General features: G+C 51.6%; 17 protein-coding genes and 1 riboswitch. Of the genes, 4 read left to right on the top strand and 13 right to left on the bottom strand.

All coding sequences use genetic code 11. From position 1 onward, the window contains the following. Positions 1-38 precede the first annotated feature (38 nt). Both FY046_RS23180 and nudC read right to left on the bottom strand, forming a co-directional pair. The gene (locus tag FY046_RS23180; protein WP_133846991.1) at positions 39-776 is read right to left on the bottom strand and encodes a bactofilin family protein; all 738 of its coding nucleotides are present in this window, start codon (positions 774-776) and stop codon (positions 39-41) included. A 382-nt stretch (positions 777-1,158) separates the two neighbouring features. Next, positions 1,159-1,932: an NAD(+) diphosphatase gene (gene nudC, locus FY046_RS23175; protein WP_133847005.1), complete on the bottom strand. Its 774-nt coding sequence runs from the start codon at positions 1,930-1,932 to the stop codon at positions 1,159-1,161. Between the two features lie 75 nt (positions 1,933-2,007). Here nudC and rsd point away from each other — a divergent pair, with 75 nt between their 5' ends. From rsd to thiE, 3 genes are all read left to right on the top strand, one after another. After that, positions 2,008-2,514: a sigma D regulator gene (rsd, locus tag FY046_RS23170; RefSeq protein ID WP_133846992.1), complete on the top strand. Its 507-nt coding sequence runs from the start codon at positions 2,008-2,010 to the stop codon at positions 2,512-2,514. Positions 2,515-2,619: 105 nt separating this feature from the next. Next, positions 2,620-2,718: riboswitch (TPP riboswitch) on the top strand. 90 nt (positions 2,719-2,808) lie between these two features. Continuing rightward, the gene (gene thiC, locus FY046_RS23165; protein ID WP_167864939.1) at positions 2,809-4,758 is read left to right on the top strand and encodes a phosphomethylpyrimidine synthase ThiC; all 1,950 of its coding nucleotides are present in this window, start codon (positions 2,809-2,811) and stop codon (positions 4,756-4,758) included. Further along, positions 4,755-5,399, top strand: a complete 645-nt coding sequence (gene thiE / locus FY046_RS23160; RefSeq protein WP_446186521.1) for a thiamine phosphate synthase — start codon at positions 4,755-4,757, stop codon at positions 5,397-5,399. Before thiC ends, thiE begins: the two co-directional genes overlap by 4 nt. 246 nt (positions 5,400-5,645) lie before the next feature. On the opposite strand, the gene FY046_RS23155 is transcribed toward thiE, so the two are convergent. After that, complete coding sequence (locus tag FY046_RS23155) at positions 5,646-7,085, bottom strand: aminotransferase-like domain-containing protein (RefSeq protein WP_133846995.1); 1,440 nt, start codon at positions 7,083-7,085, stop codon at positions 5,646-5,648. A 176-nt stretch (positions 7,086-7,261) separates the two neighbouring features. Between FY046_RS23155 and FY046_RS23150 the strand changes: the two genes are divergently transcribed. After that, positions 7,262-7,450, top strand: coding sequence for a DUF1127 domain-containing protein (locus FY046_RS23150; RefSeq protein ID WP_167864937.1), 189 nt, complete (start codon positions 7,262-7,264; stop codon positions 7,448-7,450). An 83-nt stretch (positions 7,451-7,533) separates the two neighbouring features. Here FY046_RS23150 and uraH read toward each other — a convergent pair whose 3' ends face one another. The 10 genes from uraH to secE form a co-directional block, all read right to left on the bottom strand. Further along, the gene (gene uraH, locus FY046_RS23145) at positions 7,534-7,956 is read right to left on the bottom strand and encodes a hydroxyisourate hydrolase (RefSeq protein ID WP_133846997.1); all 423 of its coding nucleotides are present in this window, start codon (positions 7,954-7,956) and stop codon (positions 7,534-7,536) included. A 137-nt stretch (positions 7,957-8,093) separates the two neighbouring features. Then, a complete protein-coding gene (locus FY046_RS23140) occupies positions 8,094-9,164 on the bottom strand; it encodes a DUF1176 domain-containing protein (RefSeq protein ID WP_171149967.1) in 1,071 nt (356 codons plus the stop codon). Between the two features lie 81 nt (positions 9,165-9,245). Further along, positions 9,246-13,469 (bottom strand): DNA-directed RNA polymerase subunit beta', encoded by a 4,224-nt coding sequence (gene rpoC / locus FY046_RS23135; protein WP_133846999.1) that lies wholly within the window; start codon positions 13,467-13,469, stop codon positions 9,246-9,248. A gap of 85 nt (positions 13,470-13,554) precedes the next feature. Then, positions 13,555-17,583, bottom strand: coding sequence for a DNA-directed RNA polymerase subunit beta (gene rpoB, locus FY046_RS23130; protein ID WP_133847000.1), 4,029 nt, complete (start codon positions 17,581-17,583; stop codon positions 13,555-13,557). Between the two features lie 325 nt (positions 17,584-17,908). Continuing rightward, a complete protein-coding gene (gene rplL, locus FY046_RS23125; RefSeq protein WP_048914311.1) occupies positions 17,909-18,274 on the bottom strand; it encodes a 50S ribosomal protein L7/L12 in 366 nt (121 codons plus the stop codon). 67 nt (positions 18,275-18,341) lie between these two features. After that, entirely contained in the window at positions 18,342-18,845 is a 504-nt protein-coding gene (gene rplJ / locus FY046_RS23120) for a 50S ribosomal protein L10 (RefSeq protein WP_133847001.1), read from the bottom strand. Positions 18,846-19,177: 332 nt separating this feature from the next. Then, entirely contained in the window at positions 19,178-19,882 is a 705-nt protein-coding gene (gene rplA, locus FY046_RS23115; RefSeq protein ID WP_227535276.1) for a 50S ribosomal protein L1, read from the bottom strand. A gap of 3 nt (positions 19,883-19,885) precedes the next feature. After that, the gene (rplK, locus tag FY046_RS23110; protein ID WP_062749165.1) at positions 19,886-20,314 is read right to left on the bottom strand and encodes a 50S ribosomal protein L11; all 429 of its coding nucleotides are present in this window, start codon (positions 20,312-20,314) and stop codon (positions 19,886-19,888) included. Positions 20,315-20,511: 197 nt separating this feature from the next. Then, entirely contained in the window at positions 20,512-21,057 is a 546-nt protein-coding gene (nusG, locus tag FY046_RS23105) for a transcription termination/antitermination protein NusG (RefSeq protein ID WP_062749168.1), read from the bottom strand. A 1-nt stretch (position 21,058) separates the two neighbouring features. Further along, positions 21,059-21,442 carry a preprotein translocase subunit SecE gene (secE, locus tag FY046_RS23100; protein WP_133847003.1) on the bottom strand — a complete coding sequence of 128 codons (384 nt, stop codon included), beginning with the start codon at positions 21,440-21,442 and terminating at the stop codon, positions 21,059-21,061. Between the last annotated feature and the right edge of the window lie 325 nt (positions 21,443-21,767).

Genomic DNA, 21,767 nt, shown 5'->3' with positions numbered 1-21,767 from the left:
ATGAAATTTAGCGAAATAACAACAGCTTTCCCTTACTTTTAATTGCCAGCCGCCACATTTCTTCCTGGTGAACTATCGATTTTTCCCTGCGTGTTTTCAACAGCGATAAGAGAAGGTGAACTGTCGCCCATAGTGACCATCCGTTTTTTTTCTTTCTTCTCCACCGGCAACTGTGGCTCTTCAATCTGATGAGAATTTCCTATAAATACCCCACCTTTCTCAATGGAGAACTCGGTGGCGAACACTTCACCTTCAATCCTGCCACGCGACATAATAACAACCGTCCTGGCATAACAGCTTCCTTTCAGCAGACCATTGACCACCAGCTTAACGGACTTTACTGTTCCGACAACCTGACCTTCCTTACCAATCTGCGTCATTTTCTGGCTGGTCAGGTCCCCTTCAACAACACCATTGATTGAAATATTGTTTTCGTTGGTCATTTCGCCCCGTAATACAGTACCAATAGAGATCACTGTTTCTTTCGTATTACTGTCATCATACGAAGGAGCAAGGGGGGATACATTTTGTTCCAGCTTGACCTGTGAAGATAAATTCTCATTTGACTGAGGCTCTGCCTTGCGATTGAAATTAAACACGTTTTTAATCGTCCTTTTATTGTATAGAAAGGGGATAGCTAGCAGCATAATCAGGCACACCATAACACCCAGAGAAATTAATAAGGTCGTTCTTATTGATAGCGCAAAGGCAAGTATACTTATGCTCCAGCAAGACCAGATTCCCCACAGATAACATTGTTTTTTCGTCTCAGACATTGTATTCACTCACAACGTACGGAACCTCATGCACAAGACTCAGCCGCTGACGTCATTATTAAGCTGAGGACGTGATCGCGTCATCGTTAACCAGAAAGTCATTTCTGGAAAGCAGCACCGAATTAAATAAATGTGAATAGAAGAAAACACCAGTAAAATTAACGGGTGGAATATCACTTTTTAAGCATTTTTAATGAAACCACTCTTTATTATGATAAGCGGCGCAGTTTATGGCATGGAATGATATTTGAATTCACTGCAAATATAAAGTCGTGTTTGTTTATATTATTTAAATAAAGCAATAACTCTCCTGACTCAAAAAATGAACCAGGAGAATATATCGCTAAAAAACCTTTATCAGAAAAAAACATTAAAAACAGTATTATTCGGCTTCTGCGCGACATATTGCGACAGTGTCTTCAATCAGCCTGCGAGCCACCGTTCCTGCTGGAGGTAACTGCGGCAACGCATCGTAACGATACCACCCCGCAGACAGCAGTTCTTTTGGATCAATATTGATATCACCGCCAGCATAGTCGGCCATAAACGCCATCATCAGTGACTGGGGGAAAGGCCAGGGTTGAGAAGAGACATAGCGCAGATTCTTCACACGGATGCTGCTTTCTTCCATCACTTCACGTGCTACCGTTTGCTCAAGGGTTTCGCCCACCTCGACAAAGCCAGCCAGTACCGTGAAAATCCCGTTACGATGCCGCGTATGCTGCGCCAGCAAAATCTCTTCGCCCCGGCGGATCGCCACGATAATGCAAGGTGCAATTTGCGGATAGTAACGCTGCCGGCAATGCCCGCAGAGACACGCCCATTCGGTTTTGCTGGGGTGCATTTCATGGCCACAGTAGCCACACCAACGGTGTGAACGATAGAATTCTGATAACTGAATACCGCGTCCGGCAAGTTGGAACAGGCCCGTATCTTGATCGAGCAACTGGCGTAGCGATCCCATATCCTGAGGATACGTACCGCGGATCAGCCACACTTTCTCGCCCTGCCACTCTCCAATCGGCGCCCCTGATCGCCCTGTCAGGCCCAATGAGCCCGCATCACCATGCGGCAGCTCACCTTTTGGTAACCAAATTTTATGTTCCTGGCTGACAACCCACCAGCCAGCGTCTACGCTTAAAATTTCCTGTTCCATCATTTTGCTCATCATCCTCAGCTTAAAGACTGGATTGAGGTCAGACGTTAAAATATAACATTCACGGAGTTGAACATGCTTAACCAGTTAGAAGTCCTCACCGCGCGCGTCGGCGGATGCAGTGAGCTGGTAGACTTCTGCCTGCGCTCCCGCAAGCAGTTGCTGGTTACCTATTACCAAATGGCTGGCATTAAGCCTAACAAGGAAACGCTGACGACGCTCGATGAAAACGCGCTGGATACATTCTGCCAGCATCTGGTGGACTACCTTTCCACCGGTCATTTCACCGTCTACGAACGTTTTATCAAGGAACTGGAAGGGACCGAGCAACTGGCGAAAGCGTCGTTAATCTACCCCTCTTTAAAAGCCAATACCGATCAGATAATGGAGATTTATGATTCGCATCTGGAAACAGCCATCGATGATGATAACTGCGTTGAATTTCAGCGGGCATTATCGGTAGTCGGTGAAGCGCTGGAGGCTCGATTTACGTTGGAGGATAAATTCATCAAGCTGGCTTTAGAAAAAAATGATGATAATCAAAGCGCTGCCAACTCGTGCTCGCTTGCTCGCCCTGCCTGATTCGTTATCAGAATGTGAACTTCTTGTAGTTTCCAAAAAGCCCCTTTATGCTTGAGGGGTAAGGGCGAGGCATGCCTCACCCTTACGTTGACTGAAAAACCAGTCGATATCTTGTCGGAGTGCCCCAGGGCTGAGACCGTTAATTCGGGATCCGCGGAACCTGATCAGGTTAGTACCTGCGAAGGGAACAAGAGTAAATCAGCTATTACGGTGTGATACCGTATTTTGTCACATCGTTCTCATTACTCCCGCCTCCAGGCAAGCAAACTTCCGCATTATTATCAGGAACTTGCTATGTCTACCGTTGAAAAACCTTTCATTGAGAAAAAAACCAGCCGCCGGGAACAGCGTGCAGAAGCACAGCAGTTTATCGACTCCCTGCAGGGCACTGCCTTCCCCAATTCAAAACGCATTTACCTGACCGGCTCGCAGCCGGATATCCGTGTGCCGATGCGCGAAATTCAACTGAGCCCGACCACCGTGGGCGGTAGCAAAGACGAACCGCTGCTGGAAGCGAATGAACCGATACCGGTCTACGATACAGCGGGTCCCTACGGCGATCCGGCGGCGGCGATTGATGTTCACAAAGGGCTAAATCCGCTGCGCAGCACCTGGATCATCAAACGGGGTGATACCGAACAGATCGCTGAACTCAGCTCTACCTACACCCAGCAACGCCTCGAAGATGAAGGGCTGGATCATCTGCGTTTTGATAATTTGCCACGTCCGCGCCGGGCGCTGGAAGGCCGCTGTGTCACTCAGATGCACTATGCCCGGCTGGGCATGATCACCCCGGAAATGGAATTTATCGCTCTCCGTGAAAATATGGGACGAGAACGCATTCGCGGCGAGGTGCTGCTGCAACAGCATCCTGGTCACAGCTTTGGTGCACAGTTGCCTGAAAATATCACTGCTGAGTTCGTTCGCCAGGAGGTTGCTGCAGGACGCGCGATTATCCCGGCCAATATTAATCACCCGGAATCGGAGCCGATGATTATCGGTCGCAACTTTCTGGTGAAAATTAACGCCAATATCGGCAATTCCGCGGTCAGCTCTTCCATCGAAGAAGAGGTGGAAAAACTGGTGTGGTCAGCCCGCTGGGGGGCAGATACGGTGATGGACCTTTCCACCGGGCGTTATATTCACGAAACCCGCGAGTGGATCCTGCGTAACAGCCCGGTGCCGATTGGCACGGTGCCCATCTATCAGGCGCTGGAAAAAGTGAACGGTGTGGCAGAGGACCTCAACTGGGAAATTTTCCGCGACACACTGCTGGAACAAGCTGAACAGGGCGTTGATTACTTTACTATTCATGCGGGTGTGCTGCTGCGCTATGTACCGATGACCGCCAAACGCCTGACCGGTATCGTTTCGCGCGGCGGCTCAATTATGGCGAAATGGTGCCTGTCTCACCATAAAGAGAGTTTCCTCTATCAGCATTTCCGCGACATCTGTGAAATCTGCGCCGCCTACGATGTTTCGCTGTCGCTGGGCGATGGCCTGCGCCCGGGTTCCATTCAGGATGCCAACGATGAAGCACAGTTCGCAGAATTACGCACGTTGGGCGAACTGACCAAAATTGCCTGGGAATATGACGTCCAGGTGATGATTGAAGGCCCTGGGCATGTGCCCATGCAGATGATTCGCGTCAATATGACGGAACAGCTTGAGCACTGTCACGAAGCCCCGTTTTATACGCTGGGGCCCCTGACGACAGATATTGCTCCGGGTTATGACCACTTCACTTCCGGTATTGGCGCCGCCATGATCGGCTGGTTTGGCTGCGCGATGTTATGTTACGTGACACCCAAAGAACACCTCGGCCTGCCGAACAAAGAGGATGTCAAACAGGGATTGATTACCTATAAAATCGCAGCCCATGCAGCCGACCTGGCGAAAGGCCATCCCGGAGCACAGATTCGTGATAACGCAATGTCGAAAGCGCGTTTCGAATTCCGCTGGGAAGATCAGTTTAATCTCGCCCTCGATCCGCACACTGCCCGTGCATATCACGATGAAACCCTGCCGCAGGAATCCGGCAAAGTGGCACACTTCTGCTCAATGTGTGGACCCAAATTCTGTTCAATGAAGATCACCCAGGAAGTGCGTGAATACGCCGCACGTCAGGAGGCCGAAGCACGGCCGATCGAAATAGGTATGGCACAGATGTCTGACGAGTTTCGTCACCGTGGCAGTGAACTGTATCATCGCGCCGACACCCTGAAATCAGAGGAACAAATATGAGTCGTGGAGCTTTTCCCCCAACCAAAGCCAGATTGGGTCTTTATCCGGTGGTCGATACGGTGGAGTGGATTGAACGCCTGCTTGATGCGGGCGTACGTACACTGCAACTGCGCATTAAAGACTGTGCAGAGCATGAAGTTGAACAGCAGATCGTTGATGCCATTGCCTTGGGTAAACGCTATCAAGCCCGCCTGTTTATTAATGACTACTGGCGTTTAGCGATAAAACATCAGGCTTACGGCATCCATCTGGGTCAGGAAGATCTGGATGTTGCCGATCTGGATGCCATTCATGCTGCCGGACTGCGCCTCGGTCTTTCAACCCATGACGATGCCGAACTGGATCGCGCGCTGGCCGAAAAACCTTCCTATATTGCCCTGGGCCACGTATTTCCAACCCAGACAAAAGCCATGCCCTCTGATCCGCAGGGACTGGAAGAATTAACGCGCCACATAAAGCGACTGAAGGGGATCTCTACCGTGGCTATCGGTGGGATCAGTCTGGAACGTATTCCCCAGGTGCTGGCCACCGGGGTGGGCAGTGTTGCTGTGGTGAGCGCGATTACACAAGCCAGCGACTGGCGTGCGGCGACGCATCAGCTACTGGACCTGGTCGAGCCACAGAACACCCCACATTCCTGACATCATTATAAATATCGGTAAAAAGCGTTCGGGCAGGTGCTCGGCACGTTCGAGGCTCAGGGCGCGTTTCGCAATAAAATGCAACCTGCTGCAACACGGAAAAACAGGGCTGAAGACATTACGCAGCCTTGTTTATTCACGCTTTTATCGGGAAATGCAGCCGCTATAGTGGCCGTGCGGGGGCAATCCTGCCATCCGCCAGGGTCAGTAGTTTTCCTTCTCACTGACCCTGCCTTCACCCTCTTCTTATACCTGCGAGGATACCGGAGCACAGGCCAGCACTGCCCGCTCTACCGCCGCCCCCAACACCTCCAGAGCACGTTCGGTTTTATCGGTAAACGACTGCGCATAGCTGAGGCGCAGGCAGTTGCGGTATTTACCTGATGCTGAGAACAGCGACCCCACAGCAATCTGAATATGGGAAGCACGTAGATCCTGGTTCAGGCGCAGCGCATCAAAAGGTTCTGGCAGTTCGACCCAAATCAGAAATCCTCCCTGAGGACGAGTCACACAGATCCCACAGGGAAAGTGATGCCGCACCCGCCGGGTGAACGTCTCCAGGCTGCGCTGATAGTAACTGCGCATACGCCGCAGATGAGGCTGGTAATACCCCTGGCGAATAAAAGCGGCGACCGCCATCTGTGTCTGAGTGGCCGTTGAACCCGTGCTGATATATTTCATATGCAAAACACGATCAAAATAACGCCCCGGCACCACCCACCCCACCCGCAGGCCGGGTGCCAGCGTTTTAGAAAATGAGCTGCACAGCAGAACACGACCATCCATATCCAGCGACTTGATGGTGACCGGACGAGGATAGTCAAAAGCGAGTTCACCATAAACATCATCTTCAATGATCGCGGCATCAAAGCGCTGCGCCAGCGTCAGCAATGCCTGCTTACGCTGCGTTGGCATCACAAACCCCAGCGGGTTATTGCAGTTTGGCACCACCACCACGGCATTAATCGGCCATTGCTCAAACGCCAGCTCCAGTGCTTCCAGACTGATGCCGGTAACGGAATCCGTAGGAATTTCGATAGCGCGGATCCCAAAACCGCGCAGGGTTTGCATGGTGCCGTGAAAGGCTGGTGACTCCACGGCAATAATATCCCCCGGCTGGCATACCGCTCTGATCGATACCGACAGCGCTTCATGGCAACCCGTGGTAATCACAATGTCGTCGGCGGTGACCTGGCAGCCGCTGTCGATCATCAGGCGCGCGACTTGTTCACGCAGTTCCGGCACACCATACAGATTATCGTAACTCAACAGCCTTGGGTCCTGCTGCTGCCCAAGGCGACTGATAATTTTCCACAGCGGCTTGAGCGTAGGAGAATCAATATTCGGCATACCGCTTCCGAGCTGAAGCATATCGTCATCCAGCCGGGCATTGAGCAGATCCATCACCGCATCCCACTGGGTGATCTCCACCGGGCGCTGAACCGGGCGAGTGATCGGCGGCAGCGGCGGTGCCGCCTTGCGTGGGGTGACAAAGTAGCCGGATCTGGGCTGTGGCGTAATCAGCTGTTTCTCTTCAAGCAGATAGTAAGCCTGCTGAACCGTGCTGATGCTGACGCCATGTTCGCCACTGAGTGAACGTACGGATGGCAATCGCTCGCCGGCCTGATACAACCCTTGCTCAATACGTTGAGCCAGCAGTTCTGCCAGCCGCTGATAACGTGTCATCGTATCCTCCACTCCCACTCTATTTTGGAAAAACCAGTACAGATAGCGGTAATAATCACCATTCAGTCACACTATCTCGCAATCTGTATGTCAATAAAAGGTGTTTTTTGCATCTGTATCATAAAGGTATTTATCGACAAAATAGTCGTCATACCCAAGGTGATGAGGAGGCAGTGATGGAATTTGATGAGAACAGAGCAGCGAAGCCATTTAGCTGGACGCTGATTAACGCAATCTTTCTTATGCCTTATCATCGCTGGCAGGCAAGACGCATACGTTCCTGCACCCGCAAGATTCTGTCGCGTCTGAGTGATGCGCAACTGAAGGATATCGGACTGACCTGTGAGGATGTCCGCAACTTATAGTGATGTGGCCTGGGTCGAAGGATGTACCCGAGGGCAACGCGGCCGTCCTGCTGCGTTGCCCCTTTTTTATGGCGATGTGGTTATCAGTTACCGCGATAGGTAGAGTAACCGTACTGACTCAGCAGCAGAGGAATGTGGTAGTGGCTGTCACTGTTCTCCACATGAAAGATCACCGGGATCTCCGGGAAGAAAGTCGGCTGCTTTTGCTGTTTGTAGTAATCACCGGTTTTGAAGACCACTTTGTAGTCACCCGCAGCCATCGTTTTCCCAGCCGGATAGAGTGCCGGGATACGTCCGTTTTTATCCGTGACGCCAGAAGCCAGTTTCACCCACCCCTGCTTTTGCTGCTGTTCGAGTTCAACCGTCACACCGGAGGTCGGTACACCAGTCTGCAGGTTAAGCACGTGCACGCTCAGCGGATTCTTCATCCCTTCATCACCGGCAGCCAGTACAGGCAGAGAAGCACTGACCAGGCTGGTCAGTACCAGGGCTTTAACAATCTTCATGTCGGACTCCTTAGTATTAAGGTCGGCATGAAGATAGCAGTCGTCGCCTTTAGCGACGACTTTAGCGCCAAATATGTGAAATTTCCCAGAAGCTTAGGGGAAAAGAGGAAGTCAGAATGCTTCCTCTTAAAGAGGGATTATTCAGTTCCTGCCGTCGCCCAAACGGATGGCCAGTCTCCTGGCTCGCCGCCATTGCAGCTCTGCTGATTGTTATAGTGTGTCAGATGGAATGTCTTACCATCATATTTCCAACCGCCATTATCTCCACAGTCAGCAATACCGCGCCCGCGCCCGGAATAATACAGCTCACCCGTTTGCGGATCGTAGCTTGCTTCAGTAAACCAGCTCATCACCCTGGGTTTGCCGTCTTCATCATTTCCGGGTAATGGCAGAGTCAGCTGCTTTGAGTCCTGGGGATTATTGCGCTCACTGATAAACAGCATACTGGAAGACTGATAAGCTCCCAGACCACAATTGACCAGCACCAGAGCCTGCTTGTCATTCAGTGGCTGCGCTTCACTGCGCTCACGTGCTTCTTTGTCCGGCTCACAGCTCTCTTTCGCCAGCAGTTTGCTGTTAGCCTCAATCGCACCGTCGATTAACGCAGCGGCGTTGGTCAAAGGAATGACTCTGGGCACTGGGAAGTTCAGCACCGCCGGGACAGGCCGTGCCGACACCATCGAAGGTTCATTATTCCCCACTTTCAGCAGCGCGGTCTGATTCCCTAATCGCCCCTGTCGTTCATCCACCAGCAGCAGTGCCGCATTGAGCCCGCCGAGGGAGGCAGCTTCAGAATCGGGTGTACCGGGTGTGAGCGCAATGGTCAGAGCATTTTTAGTGGCCTGAACCCACTGCTGTACATCAGCCAGTTTTTCACTGCCGCCCGCGCTATAGTCATCACTGATTTTTGACGGTGAAATCTCAATGTTGGAATGCCAGGGTTTGCCATCCAGCCAGATCCCTGTCGGTTTCTGATCGCCCCATTGCTGAAAATTGAGGGAAGGCTGAGACTCTGCACCAGCCTTACGCTTGATGATAATCCGCAATACCTCATCGGTATTGCGCACCTCACAGTCATTGAGATTGTTGCAAGTCACCTGCCAGTTTTTAAACGTCTTTTGCACCGGGGCATTAGCCCACTCTTCTGCCTGAGCGCCTGCGCTTAATCCCAGCAGTGCCAGCGCCATCACAACCTTATTATTTTGCATTTTTTATCCATGTGATTTTGTTTAGTCGAAAAAAAACCCCGCCGAAGCGAGGTTTTTTATTATGCCACAGGCCGTTGACGATTAATCGTCATTACCGCCCAGGTTTCCTGCGTTAAGCAGTTCAGCCAGGCTGGCAGAGGCTTCATCGGCAGTCACTACTGGCACGATTGGCGCTTCGCCCGCGGCTTTACGACGCATACGATCCTGATGATACGCGTAACCGGTACCGGCTGGAATCAGACGGCCAACGATAACGTTCTCTTTCAGGCCGCGCAGTTCGTCGCGTTTGCCCGCAACGGCTGCTTCGGTCAGTACGCGCGTGGTTTCCTGGAACGAAGCCGCAGAGATAAACGACTCGGTTGCCAGGGAAGCTTTGGTGATACCCAGCAGATCGCGTGCAAATGTTGCAGAGATCTTGCCGTTAGCTTCCAGTTCGCGGTTAGCGATCTTAACGCGTGAGAACTCAACCTGCTCGCCGTCGAGGAAGTCAGTGCTTCCCGCGCTTGAGATGGTTGCTTTACGCAGCATCTGACGAACGATGACTTCGATGTGCTTATCGTTAATCTTAACGCCTTGCAGACGGTAAACTTCCTGCACTTCGTTAGTGATATAACGGGTCACCGCATGCACGCCACGCAGACGCAGAATGTCATGTGGAGATTCTGGGCCATCGGAAACCACGTCACCGCGCTCTACGCGTTCACCTTCGAACACGTTCAGCTGACGCCATTTCGGAATCATCTCTTCGTAATGATCGCTACCGTCGATCGGCGTGATCACCAGACGACGCTTCCCTTTGGTTTCTTTACCGAAGGAAATGATGCCGCTGATCTCAGCCAGGATTGCCGGCTCTTTCGGACGACGGGCTTCGAACAGGTCAGCAACGCGTGGCAGACCACCGGTGATGTCCTTGGTACCGCCAGATTCCTGAGGTACACGCGCCAGGGTGTCACCAGAACTGATCTTGATGCCATCTTCCAACTGGACGATTGCTTTACCCGGTAAGAAGTACTGGGCAGGCATATCAGAGCCAGGGATCATGACATCATTGCCGTTAGCATCAACGATTTTCAGCGCTGGACGCAGATCTTTACCACCGGCAGTACGTTCAGCACTGTCCAGAATCACCAGAGAAGAAAGACCGGTCAGGTCGTCCGTCTGGCGGGTAATGGTCTGACCGTCAATCATGTCAGTGAAGCGAATGAAACCGCTCACTTCGGTGATGACCGGCATGGTGTGTGGATCCCAGTTTGCTACGGTCTCGCCCGCTGCAACCTGCTCGCCGTCACCTTTCGCCATGGTTGAACCGTAAGGAACTTTATAGCTCTCTTTGGTACGACCAAATTCGTCGATCATTTTCAGTTCAACGTTACGCGAGGTGATCACCAGCTTGCCAGCGGAGTTCGTTACCGACTTGGCGTTGATCAGTTTCAGCGTACCTTTGTTCTTCACCTGAATGCTGGATTCAGCAGCCGCACGAGATGCCGCACCACCGATGTGGAACGTACGCATCGTCAGCTGTGTACCCGGCTCACCGATGGACTGTGCTGCGATAACGCCGATGGCCTCACCTTTGTTGATGATGTGACCACGTGCCAGGTCGCGACCATAGCAGTGAGCACACACACCGAAGTCAGTTTCGCAGCTTACTACGGAACGCACTTTCAGGCTGTCAACAGAGTGTTCTTCCAACAGGTCACACTGCTGTTCGTGCAGCAGAGTGTTACGCGGCAGCAGGATGTCAGCAGTACCTGGCTTGATCACGTCTTCTGCGGTCACACGACCCAGTACACGCTCACGCAGCGGCTCTTTAACATCACCACCTTCGATGACCGGAGTCATCATGATACCTTCGCGTGTACCACAGTCATCTTCAGTCACAACCAGATCCTGCGCGACGTCAACCAGACGACGAGTCAGATAACCGGAGTTAGCTGTTTTCAGTGCGGTATCCGCAAGACCTTTACGCGCACCGTGCGTGGAGATGAAGTACTGGAGTACGTTCAGACCTTCACGGAAGTTCGCGGTGATCGGCGTTTCGATGATGGAGCCATCTGGCTTAGCCATCAGACCACGCATACCGGCCAGCTGACGAATCTGCGCTGCAGAACCACGAGCACCGGAGTCGGCCATCATAAAGATGCTGTTGAAGGAAACCTGACGCTCTTCCACGCCATCGCGGTTGATCACGAGTTCGGTAGAGAGGTTTTCCATCATCGCTTTAGCAACGCGTTCGTTGGCCGCAGCCCAAATATCGATCACTTTGTTATAGCGTTCGCCAGCGGTAACCAGACCAGACTGGAACTGCTGCTGAATCTCAGCCACTTCCGCTTCCGCTTCGGTGATGATTTCCACTTTCTTAGCCGGGATAACCATGTCGTCGATGCCCACAGACGCGCCTGAGCGTGCTGCATAGGCAAAGCCGGTGTACATGGTCTGGTCAGCAAAGATAACCGTTGGTTTCAGACCCAGGATGCGGTAACAGGTGTTCAGCATCTTGGAGATCGCTTTTTTACCCAACGCCTGGTTGACGATAGAGTAAGGCAGACCTTTTGGTACGATCATCCACAGGATCGCACGACCAATGGTGGTGTCGATGATGCTGGTTTTAGCAACCCACTCATCCTGCTCGTTTTTCTCGTGTTCGGTGATACGCACCTTAACGCGAGCGTGCAGAGACGCATGGCCAGAGCGGTAAACACGCTCAGCTTCTTTCGGGCCAGTCAGCACCATGCCTTCGCCTTTGGCGTTAACACAGTCGCGGGTCATGTAGTACAGACCCAGTACAACGTCCTGAGAAGGAACGATGATTGGCTCGCCGTTCGCAGGTGACAGGATGTTGTTGGTAGACATCATCAGCGCACGCGCTTCCAGCTGAGCTTCCAGCGTCAGCGGTACGTGTACTGCCATCTGGTCACCATCGAAGTCGGCGTTGTATGCCGCACAGACCAGCGGGTGAAGCTGAATCGCTTTACCTTCGATCAGTACTGGCTCAAACGCCTGGATGCCCAGACGGTGCAGAGTTGGTGCACGGTTCAGCAGGACCGGGTGTTCGCGGATCACTTCATCCAGGATATCCCAGACGACGGATTCTTCGCGCTCAACCATTTTCTTAGCGGCTTTGATGGTGGTAGCAAGACCACGCAGTTCCAGCTTGCCGTAGATAAACGGTTTGAACAGCTCCAGTGCCATTTTCTTCGGCAGACCACACTGATGCAGACGCAGGTATGGACCTACAGTGATAACCGAACGACCAGAGTAGTCGACACGTTTACCCAGCAAGTTCTGACGGAAACGGCCCTGCTTACCTTTGATCATATCGGCCAAAGATTTCAGAGGACGTTTGTTAGAACCGGTGATCGCACGACCGCGACGGCCGTTATCCAGCAACGCATCGACCGCTTCCTGCAACATACGTTTTTCGTTACGTACGATGATATCTGGCGCAGCCAGATCCAGCAGGCGTTTCAGACGGTTGTTACGGTTAATCACGCGACGATACAGATCGTTCAGATCCGACGTAGCGAAACGACCGCCGTCCAGCGGTACCAGAGGACGCAGGTCCGGTGGCAGAACAGGCAGCACGGTCAGGATCATCCATTCTGGTTTGTTACCAGACTGTACGAACGCTTCCAGCAGCTTGATGCGCTTGGTCAGTTTTTTACGCTTGGTTTCGGAGTTCGTTTCGTTCAACTCTTCACGCAGAGTTTCACACTCTTGTTCCAGGTCCATGTTTTTCAACAGAGCCTGGATCGCTTCCGCACCCATTTTAGCGTCGAATTCGTCACCAAACTCTTCCAGCGCGTCGAGATACTGCTCTTCAGTCAGGATCTGGCGCTTTTCGAGGTTGGTCATGCCGCCTTCAATCACTACGTAAGATTCGAAGTAAAGAACACGTTCGATATCACGCAGTGGCATATCCAGCAGTAAACCGATGCGCGAAGGCAGCGATTTCAGGAACCAGATGTGCGCAGTAGGCGAAGCCAGCTCAATGTGGCCCATGCGCTCACGGCGAACTTTGGTCTGTGTAACTTCAACGCCACACTTCTCACAGATCACACCGCGATGTTTCAAGCGCTTGTACTTACCGCACAGGCACTCGTAGTCTTTTACTGGCCCGAAAATACGCGCACAGAAAAGCCCGTCACGTTCAGGTTTGAACGTACGGTAGTTGATGGTTTCCGGCTTTTTAACTTCGCCAAAAGACCATGAACGGATCATATCTGGCGATGCCAGAGCGATCTTGATCGCATCAAACTCTTCGGTCTTAGTTTGCGCTTTCAGAAACTTAAGTAAGTCTTTCACGGATTAGCTCCCGTCGGAGTGAGACTTCTCAGAGACGCCCGGAGTGACCCGGGCGCCCTGTAACCAGTACAGCAGATGCGAGTTATTACTCGTCTTCCAGCTCGATGTTAATACCCAGCGAGCGGATCTCTTTCAACAGTACGTTGAAGGATTCCGGCATGCCCGGTTCCATCTGATGATTGCCGTCAACGATGTTTTTATACATCTTGGTACGGCCGTTCACGTCATCAGACTTCACGGTCAGCATTTCCTGCAGGGTATAAGCGGCACCGTATGCTTCCAGTGCCCATACTTCCATCTCACCGAAGCGCTGACCACCGAACTGCGCCTTACCACCCAGCGGCTGCTGAGTAACGAGGCTGTAAGAACCGGTAGAACGCGCATGCATTTTGTCATCAACCAAGTGGTTCAGCTTCAGCATGTACATGTAGCCAACGGTAACCTGACGTTCGAACTGCTCACCGGTACGACCATCAAACAGCGTAATCTGACCAGAAGAAGGCAGGCCGCCGAGCTGTAACAGCTCTTTGATTTCGCTTTCTTTCGCGCCGTCAAACACCGGTGTTGCGATTGGCATACCTTTTTTCAGGTTCTCTGCCAGACGCAGCACTTCGTCGTCGGTGAACGTGTTCAGGTCAACTTTCTGGCGCAAATCGCTGCCCAGATCGTAAGCACGCTGAATAAACTCACGCAGCTTGGACACTTCTTCCTGCTTCTTAAGCATAGCGTTAATTTTCTCGCCAATGCCCTTCGCAGCCATACCCAGGTGGGTTTCAAGAATCTGACCAATGTTCATACGTGATGGAACGCCCAGCGGGTTCAGAACGATGTCGACCGGCGTACCGAACTCATCGTATGGCATATCTTCGATCGGGTTGATCTTGGAGATAACACCTTTGTTCCCGTGACGACCTGCCATTTTGTCACCAGGCTGGATCTGACGTTTAACGGCCAGATACACTTTAACGATTTTCAGCACGCCAGGTGCCAGGTCATCGCCCTGAGTGATTTTGCGGCGCTTAGCTTCAAGTTTTTTCTCAAACTCGTGCTTCAGCTCGTCGTACTGCTCGGCCAACTGTTCCAGCTGGTTTTGCTTTTCTTCGTCGGTCAGGCCCAGTTCCAGCCAGCGCTCGCGTGGCAGCTTGTCCAGTTTTTCCGCTTCAACACCGCCAGCAACCAGCAGGTAGTTAATACGGCTGAACAGGCCAGCTTCGAGGATTTGCAGTTCTTCAGACAGGTCTTTCTTCGCCTGCTTCAGCTGCATCTCTTCGATTTCCAGCGCACGTTTGTCTTTTTCCACGCCATCGCGGGTGAAGACCTGAACGTCGATGATGGTGCCAGACACGCCGTTTGGTACACGCAGAGAAGAATCTTTAACGTCAGACGCTTTCTCACCGAAGATTGCACGCAGCAGTTTCTCTTCTGGCGTCAGCTGGGTTTCACCTTTCGGCGTTACCTTACCAACCAGAATGTCACCGCCAGTCACTTCCGCACCGATGTACACGATACCGGACTCATCCAGTTTAGAGAGCGCAGCTTCGCCCACGTTAGGGATGTCGGCAGTGATCTCTTCTGGCCCCAGCTTGGTGTCGCGAGACACACATGCCAGTTCCTGGATGTGGATAGTGGTGAAGCGATCTTCCTGTACCACACGCTCGGAGACTAAGATGGAGTCTTCGAAGTTATAGCCGTTCCACGGCATGAACGCGACGCGCATGTTCTGACCCAGTGCCAATTCACCGAGGTCGGTTGAAGGACCATCAGCCAGCACATCACCACGTTCAATTGGTTCACCCAGGTTCACGCAAGGCATCTGGTTGATGCAGGTGTTCTGGTTAGAACGGGTGTATTTGGTCAGGTTGTAAATGTCGATACCGGCTTCGCCAGAATGCATTTCGTCTTCGTTAACTTTAATAACGATACGTGATGCATCCACGTACTGAACCGTACCACCACGTTTCGCTACGGCAGTAACACCGGAGTCGACCGCTACCGCGCGTTCCATACCAGTACCAACCAGCGGCTTATCAGCACGCAGAGTTGGAACCGCCTGACGTTGCATGTTTGCACCCATCAATGCGCGGTTGGCGTCATCGTGCTCCAGGAACGGGATCAGTGACGCACCGACGGAAACCACCTGCTGGGTGGAAACGTCCATGTAGTCAACCTGGTCACGGTTGAAGAGGCTCGATTCGCCTTTGCTACGGCAGGTCACCAGATCGTCTACGAAGTGACCTTCGTCGTCGAGGTTGGTGTTCGCCTGAGCGATAACGTAGTTACCCTCTTCAATAGCAGAGAGGTAATGAATTTCGTCGGTCACCACGCCTTCGCGAACGCGACGGTATGGGGTTTCCAGGAAACCATACTCATTGGTCTGTGCATAAACAGACAAGGAGTTGATCAGACCGATGTTTGGACCTTCCGGCGTTTCGATTGGACATACGCGACCGTAGTGAGTCGGGTGTACGTCTCGAACTTCGAAGCCTGCACGCTCACGCGTCAGACCGCCCGGGCCCAGTGCAGAAATACGACGCTTATGCGTGATCTCTGACAACGGGTTGTTCTGGTCCATAAACTGTGACAGCTGGCTGGAACCGAAGAACTCTTTCACTGCCGCTGAAATTGGCTTGGCGTTGATCATGTCCTGTGGCATCAGGGTATCCAGATCGCCCAGGGACAGACGCTCTTTCACCGCACGCTCTACGCGCACGAGGCCAACACGGAACTGGTTTTCAGCCATTTCGCCGACGGAACGGATACGACGGTTGCCGAGGTGGTCGATATCATCCACTTCGCCAATACCGTTACGGATACCGATGAGCTTCTTCATCACCTGAATGATGTCGTCTTTGCTCAGGATACCGGAACCTTCGATCTCGTCACGCAGCAGAGAACGGTTGAACTTCATACGGCCAACCGCAGACAAATCGTAGCGGTCTTCAGAGAAGAACAGGTTCTCGAACAGGTTTTCAGCCGCTTCACGCGTTGGTGGCTCACCAGGACGCATCATGCGGTAGATCTCAACCAGAGCGCTAAGGCGATCGCTGGTTGGGTCGACACGTACAGTCTCAGACATGTACGCACCGTGATCCAGGTCGTTGGTGAACAGTGTTTCGATGCGCTTGTGACCGGACTGGCTCAGTTTCGCCAGCAGATCCAGTGACAACTCCATGTTCGCCGCGATCAGCAGTTCACCAGTGCTCTCATCGATGTAGTCTTTAGCGACGACTTTACCGGCAATGTACTCAACCGGAACTTCGATGTGTGCAATGGCATCTTTCTCAAGCTGGCGAATATGGCGCGCAGTAATACGGCGACCTTTTTCGACGTAAACGGTGCCGTTCGATTCAATATCGAATGACGCAGTTTCACCACGCAGGCGCTCTGGGACCAGCTCCATCTGCAGCTTGTTGTCGCGAATTTCGTACACTACTTTTTCGAAGAACAGATCCAGGATCTGCTGAGTAGTATAATTCAGCGCACGCAGAATGATGGTCGCAGGCAGTTTACGGCGACGGTCAATACGGACGAACAGGTTGTCTTTCGGGTCGAACTCGAAGTCCAACCATGAACCGCGGTAAGGGATAATACGTGCGTTATACAGCACTTTACCCGATGAGTGGGTTTTACCCTTATCGCTGTCGAAGAAGACACCAGGACTACGGTGGAGCTGAGAAACGATAACACGCTCAGTACCGTTGATCACAAAGGTACCGTTATCGGTCATGAGTGGAATTTCACCCATGTAAACTTCTTGTTCTTTGATGTCTTTAACGGTGCCTTCCGGCGCTTCGCGCTCGTAGATCACCAGGCGCAGTTTTACGCGCAGAGGTGCAGAGTACGTGACACCACGAATCTGACACTCTTTAACATCAAATACAGGTTCGCCTAAACGGTAGCTGACGTACTGCAGCTCAGAATTACCGCTATAGCTTTGGATTGGGAATACGGAACGGAATGCTGCTTCCAGACCATATTGACCTTCCGGATCTTGCTCGATGAACTTCTGAAACGAGTCAAGCTGGATAGAAAGGAGATATGGAATGTCCAGAACTTGTGGACGCTTTCCAAAATCCTTACGAATACGTTTTTTCTCGGTATAGGAGTAAACCATAGGGTTCCTCAGCTCGCTGAAATGTAGAACCTCGCTGTCCATCCAGGAGGACAGTTCATGCAACGCTGTTTTGTGTTGTTCGAAAAGCAGAGTGCTTTTCGTAATACCTCTTTCTATCACGCTTAAATCATTTCGCTGCAAGTGTCTGAGCAGGGAACCCAGTCAGGAATGCAGTATATTAAGTCGTCGATAGAGAAAGATATTAAGCTAATCAATGACTAAACAGTGTGAAATATCATTGACGCTGTAGAGCGCAAAAAGGCTGGTGACCAAAAAGTCACCAGCCATCAGCCTAAAAGACTAGGCTGCAACCTGAAAGGTTGGCTTATTTAACTTCAACTTCTGCGCCAGCTTCTTCCAGTGCTTTCTTCAGTGCTTCTGCGTCGTCTTTGCTGATGCCTTCTTTCAGGGCAGCAGGTGCAGACTCAACCAGATCTTTAGCTTCTTTCAGGCCCAGACCAGTTGCGCCACGTACTGCTTTGATCACGGCAACTTTGTTAGCGCCGATAGCTTTCAGTACAACGTCGAACTCGGTTTTTTCTTCTACAGCTTCAGCAGCAGCAGCAGGACCTGCAACAGCAGCAGCAGCTGACACGCCGAATTTCTCTTCCATAGCGGAGATCAGTTCAACGATTTCCATTACAGACAGAGCTGCAACGCCTTCAATGATTTGGTCTTTAGTGATTGACATTTCGTGTTCCTAAATTCAGAAAGTAATTTATACGTAAGCAAGTGAACGGAAAAGAAAGGCTGGCTGATTAAGCAGCAGCAGCTTCTTTCTGATCGCGTACAGCAGCCAGAGTGCGAACCAGTTTGCCAGCAGAGGCTTCTTTCATGGTTGCCATCAGGCGTGCGATTGCTTCATCGTAGGTAGGCAGAGTTGCCAGGCGGTCGATCTGAGCCGCACTGATCAGCTCGCCTTCAAAGGCTGCAGCTTTAACCTCGAATTTTGCATTCGCTTTCGCGAACTCTTTGAACAGACGAGCAGCAGCGCCCGGGTGTTCCATAGAGTATGCAATCAAGGTAGGACCGGTAAACGTGTCTTTCAGGCACTCAAACTGAGTACCTTCAACGACGCGGCGCAGCAAGGTGTTACGAACAACACGCATGTAAACGCCAGCTGCACGTCCTGCTTTACGCAGTTCGGTCATTTTATCTACGGTAACGCCACGAGAATCCGCAACTACCGCAGACAGCGCGCCTTTGGCTACTTCGCTGACTTCAGCAACAATCGCTTGTTTGTCTTGAAGATTTAAGGCCATTAGCTTGTGCTCCTGGATTTTTGGCCGGGGATGGATTTCCCCGGAACTCACTTCGCCTGAACAGTGTTGCCACAGACAGACGCTAAATCACGGTGAGCAGAATCCAGCAAAGACTATAAAAATATTCTTTTGGTTCTGTCACCGTCTACGCAGGAGATTAAGTTTCTTACGAAACACCTGCGGTCTTGGACGGAGGCCTGGATAAGGCCAGGCTCCAACCTAAAAATTCTTGGAATATGTCGCCACTAATAGCTCAATTCCGGGTTCCGTATATTTACAGAACAACGGGCGTAAGATTCTAGATGAATAATTCGCCCGCGTAAAGCACAAGATTAGCTTGCAGCAGCGTTCAGGCCAGCCTGATCAACTGCAACGCCTGCACCCATAGTGGTGGACAGGCTAACTTTCTTGATGAAAACGCCTTTCGCCTGAGATGGTTTTGCTTTTTTCAGCGCAACCAGCAGGTGTTCCAGGTTTTCTTTCAGTTTTTCAGAATCGAAATCAACCTTACCGATAGTGGTATGGATGATACCGTTCTTGTCGTTACGGTAACGAACCTGACCTGCTTTAGCATTTTTCACTGCTTCAGCAACGTTAGGAGTTACAGTACCAACTTTCGGGTTTGGCATCAGACCGCGTGGGCCCAGAACCTGACCCAACTGGCCAACAACGCGCATTGCATCAGGAGATGCGATAACAACGTCGAAGTTCATTTCGCCTTTTTTGATCTGGTCAGCCAGATCTTCCATACCTACCAGCTCAGCGCCGGCTGCTTTAGCAGCTTCAGCGTTTGCGCCCTGGGCAAATACGGCAACGCGAACAGAACGGCCAGTACCGTGTGGCAGTACAGTTGCACCGCGAACGTTCTGGTCAGATTTACGAGCATCAATGCCCAGGTTTACAGCTACGTCAACGCTTTCTACGAACTTAGCAGTAGCCAGCTCCTTCAGCAGAGCAACAGCTTCGTTGATGTCATACTGTTTAGTTGAATCAACTTTGTCACGGATCACGCGCATGCGCTTGGTCAGCTTAGCCATTTCTTAGTCCTCTACTACCAGGCCCATGGAACGAGCAGTACCTTCGATGGAGCGAGTCATCGCTTCCAGGTCAGCACCAGTCATGTCCGCAGCTTTGGTTTCTGCGATTTCACGTACCTGAGCACGCGATACTTTACCTACTTTGTCTTTGTTCGGCTTGCCAGAACCAGACTTAATACCAGCCGCTTTCTTCAGCAGTACTGCTGCAGGAGGGGTTTTGGTAACGAAGGTGAAAGAACGGTCAGAGTAAACGGTGATCACAACTGGCGTTGGAAGACCTTTCTCCAGGGATTCTGTTTTGGCGTTGAACGCTTTACAGAACTCCATGATGTTAACGCCCTGCTGGCCCAGTGCCGGACCTACCGGTGGACTTGGGTTTGCCATACCAGCTGCAACCTGCAACTTAACGTAGGCTTGTACTTTCTTAGCCATGATAATTCCTCTATTGGGTGATAACGCTCCTGAAGGAGCTCCCCGTGATTAATATTCACACGCTGAGAACAGCGCATAAAAACAAAAGGCGCGAAATTGTAGTGCAATTTCGCGCCTCTCGCAACCACTAGATCACAGTGATTGTGTATTTTTCATGCGCCCCGCAACAAAAGCAGGGGCGTCTTTAAGAAAGGTAATTAACCCTTCTCAACCTGACCGAAGTCCAGCTCAACCGGTGTTGCACGGCCAAAGATGGATACAGAAACTTTCAGGCGGCTTTTCTCATAGTCGACTTCTTCCACCACGCCATTAAAGTCAGCAAATGGACCATCGCTTACGCGCACCATTTCACCTGGCTCAAACATAGTTTTCGGACGTGGTTTATCACCCGCTTGCTGCAAGCGGTTCATGATAGCATCAACTTCTTTGTCGCTAATCGGCGCCGGGCGGTCAGAGGTACCACCAATGAAGCCCATAACACGCGGCACGCTGCGCACCAGGTGCCAGCTGGCATCATTCATCACCATTTGGACCAGCACGTAACCTGGGAAGAACTTGCGCTCGCTTTTACGACGCTGGCCACCACGGATCTCAACCACTTCTTCGGTTGGAACCATGACATCGCCAAACAGCTCTTCCATGTTGTGTAACTTGATATGCTCGCGCAGCGATTGTGCTACACGGCCTTCAAAACCGGAAAACGCCTGAACGACGTACCAGCGCTTTTTTGGAGCTTCAGACATCTCAGAACCTCAGGCCAGTGATAAACGATACCAGACGAACCAGAATTCCATCCAGTCCCCACAAAATCAGTGACATCACGGCAGTTACCGCGGCAACGATTAACGTGGTGTGCAACGTTTCCTGACGAGTAGGCCAGATGACCTTACGAACTTCAGTGCGCGCTTCACGGGCAAAAGCCAACGTTGCTTTACCTTTGGTGGTCCACAGAGCAATGCCAGCTGCTGCTACCATCAGGACCACGACAGCAAGGGCGCGCAGAGGTAATGTTACATCGCGATAATAGGAGTTACCGGCGACAGCGGCGACCAAAAGCACCACGACACCTAACCACTTCAATACTTCCAGGCCGCGCCCGTTTCCTTGAGCTTCGGTATTAGCACTCATAAACCAACCTGCCACAATAAATCAGAAACACTTTTGCCTCGTCAGACGAGGCAACCGAACCGAATGATGCTGTTAGGCGTAACTCGGCATATCCTTTAATTCCAAGCCGTAGCTTGAAAACTATTGGCTTTAACGCCGTGCTACAGAGCCTGCCTCAGCAATGATTATGGTCGAAAAAATCACTGATGAGTCAGGTTCTATGTTACAGCGTGCAAAAAGGGCATCAAATGATGCCCTTTTCCTGTGCGTTGCGTCAAATATTATCAGCGATTAAGCGATAACTTTAGCAACAACACCCGCGCCAACAGTACGACCACCTTCACGG

The sequence above is a fragment of the Erwinia sp. 1181_3 genome (assembly GCF_052824965.1).
The sequence above is the reverse complement of the archived record's forward strand: the minus strand, read 5'-3'. Positions and strand labels throughout refer to the sequence as shown.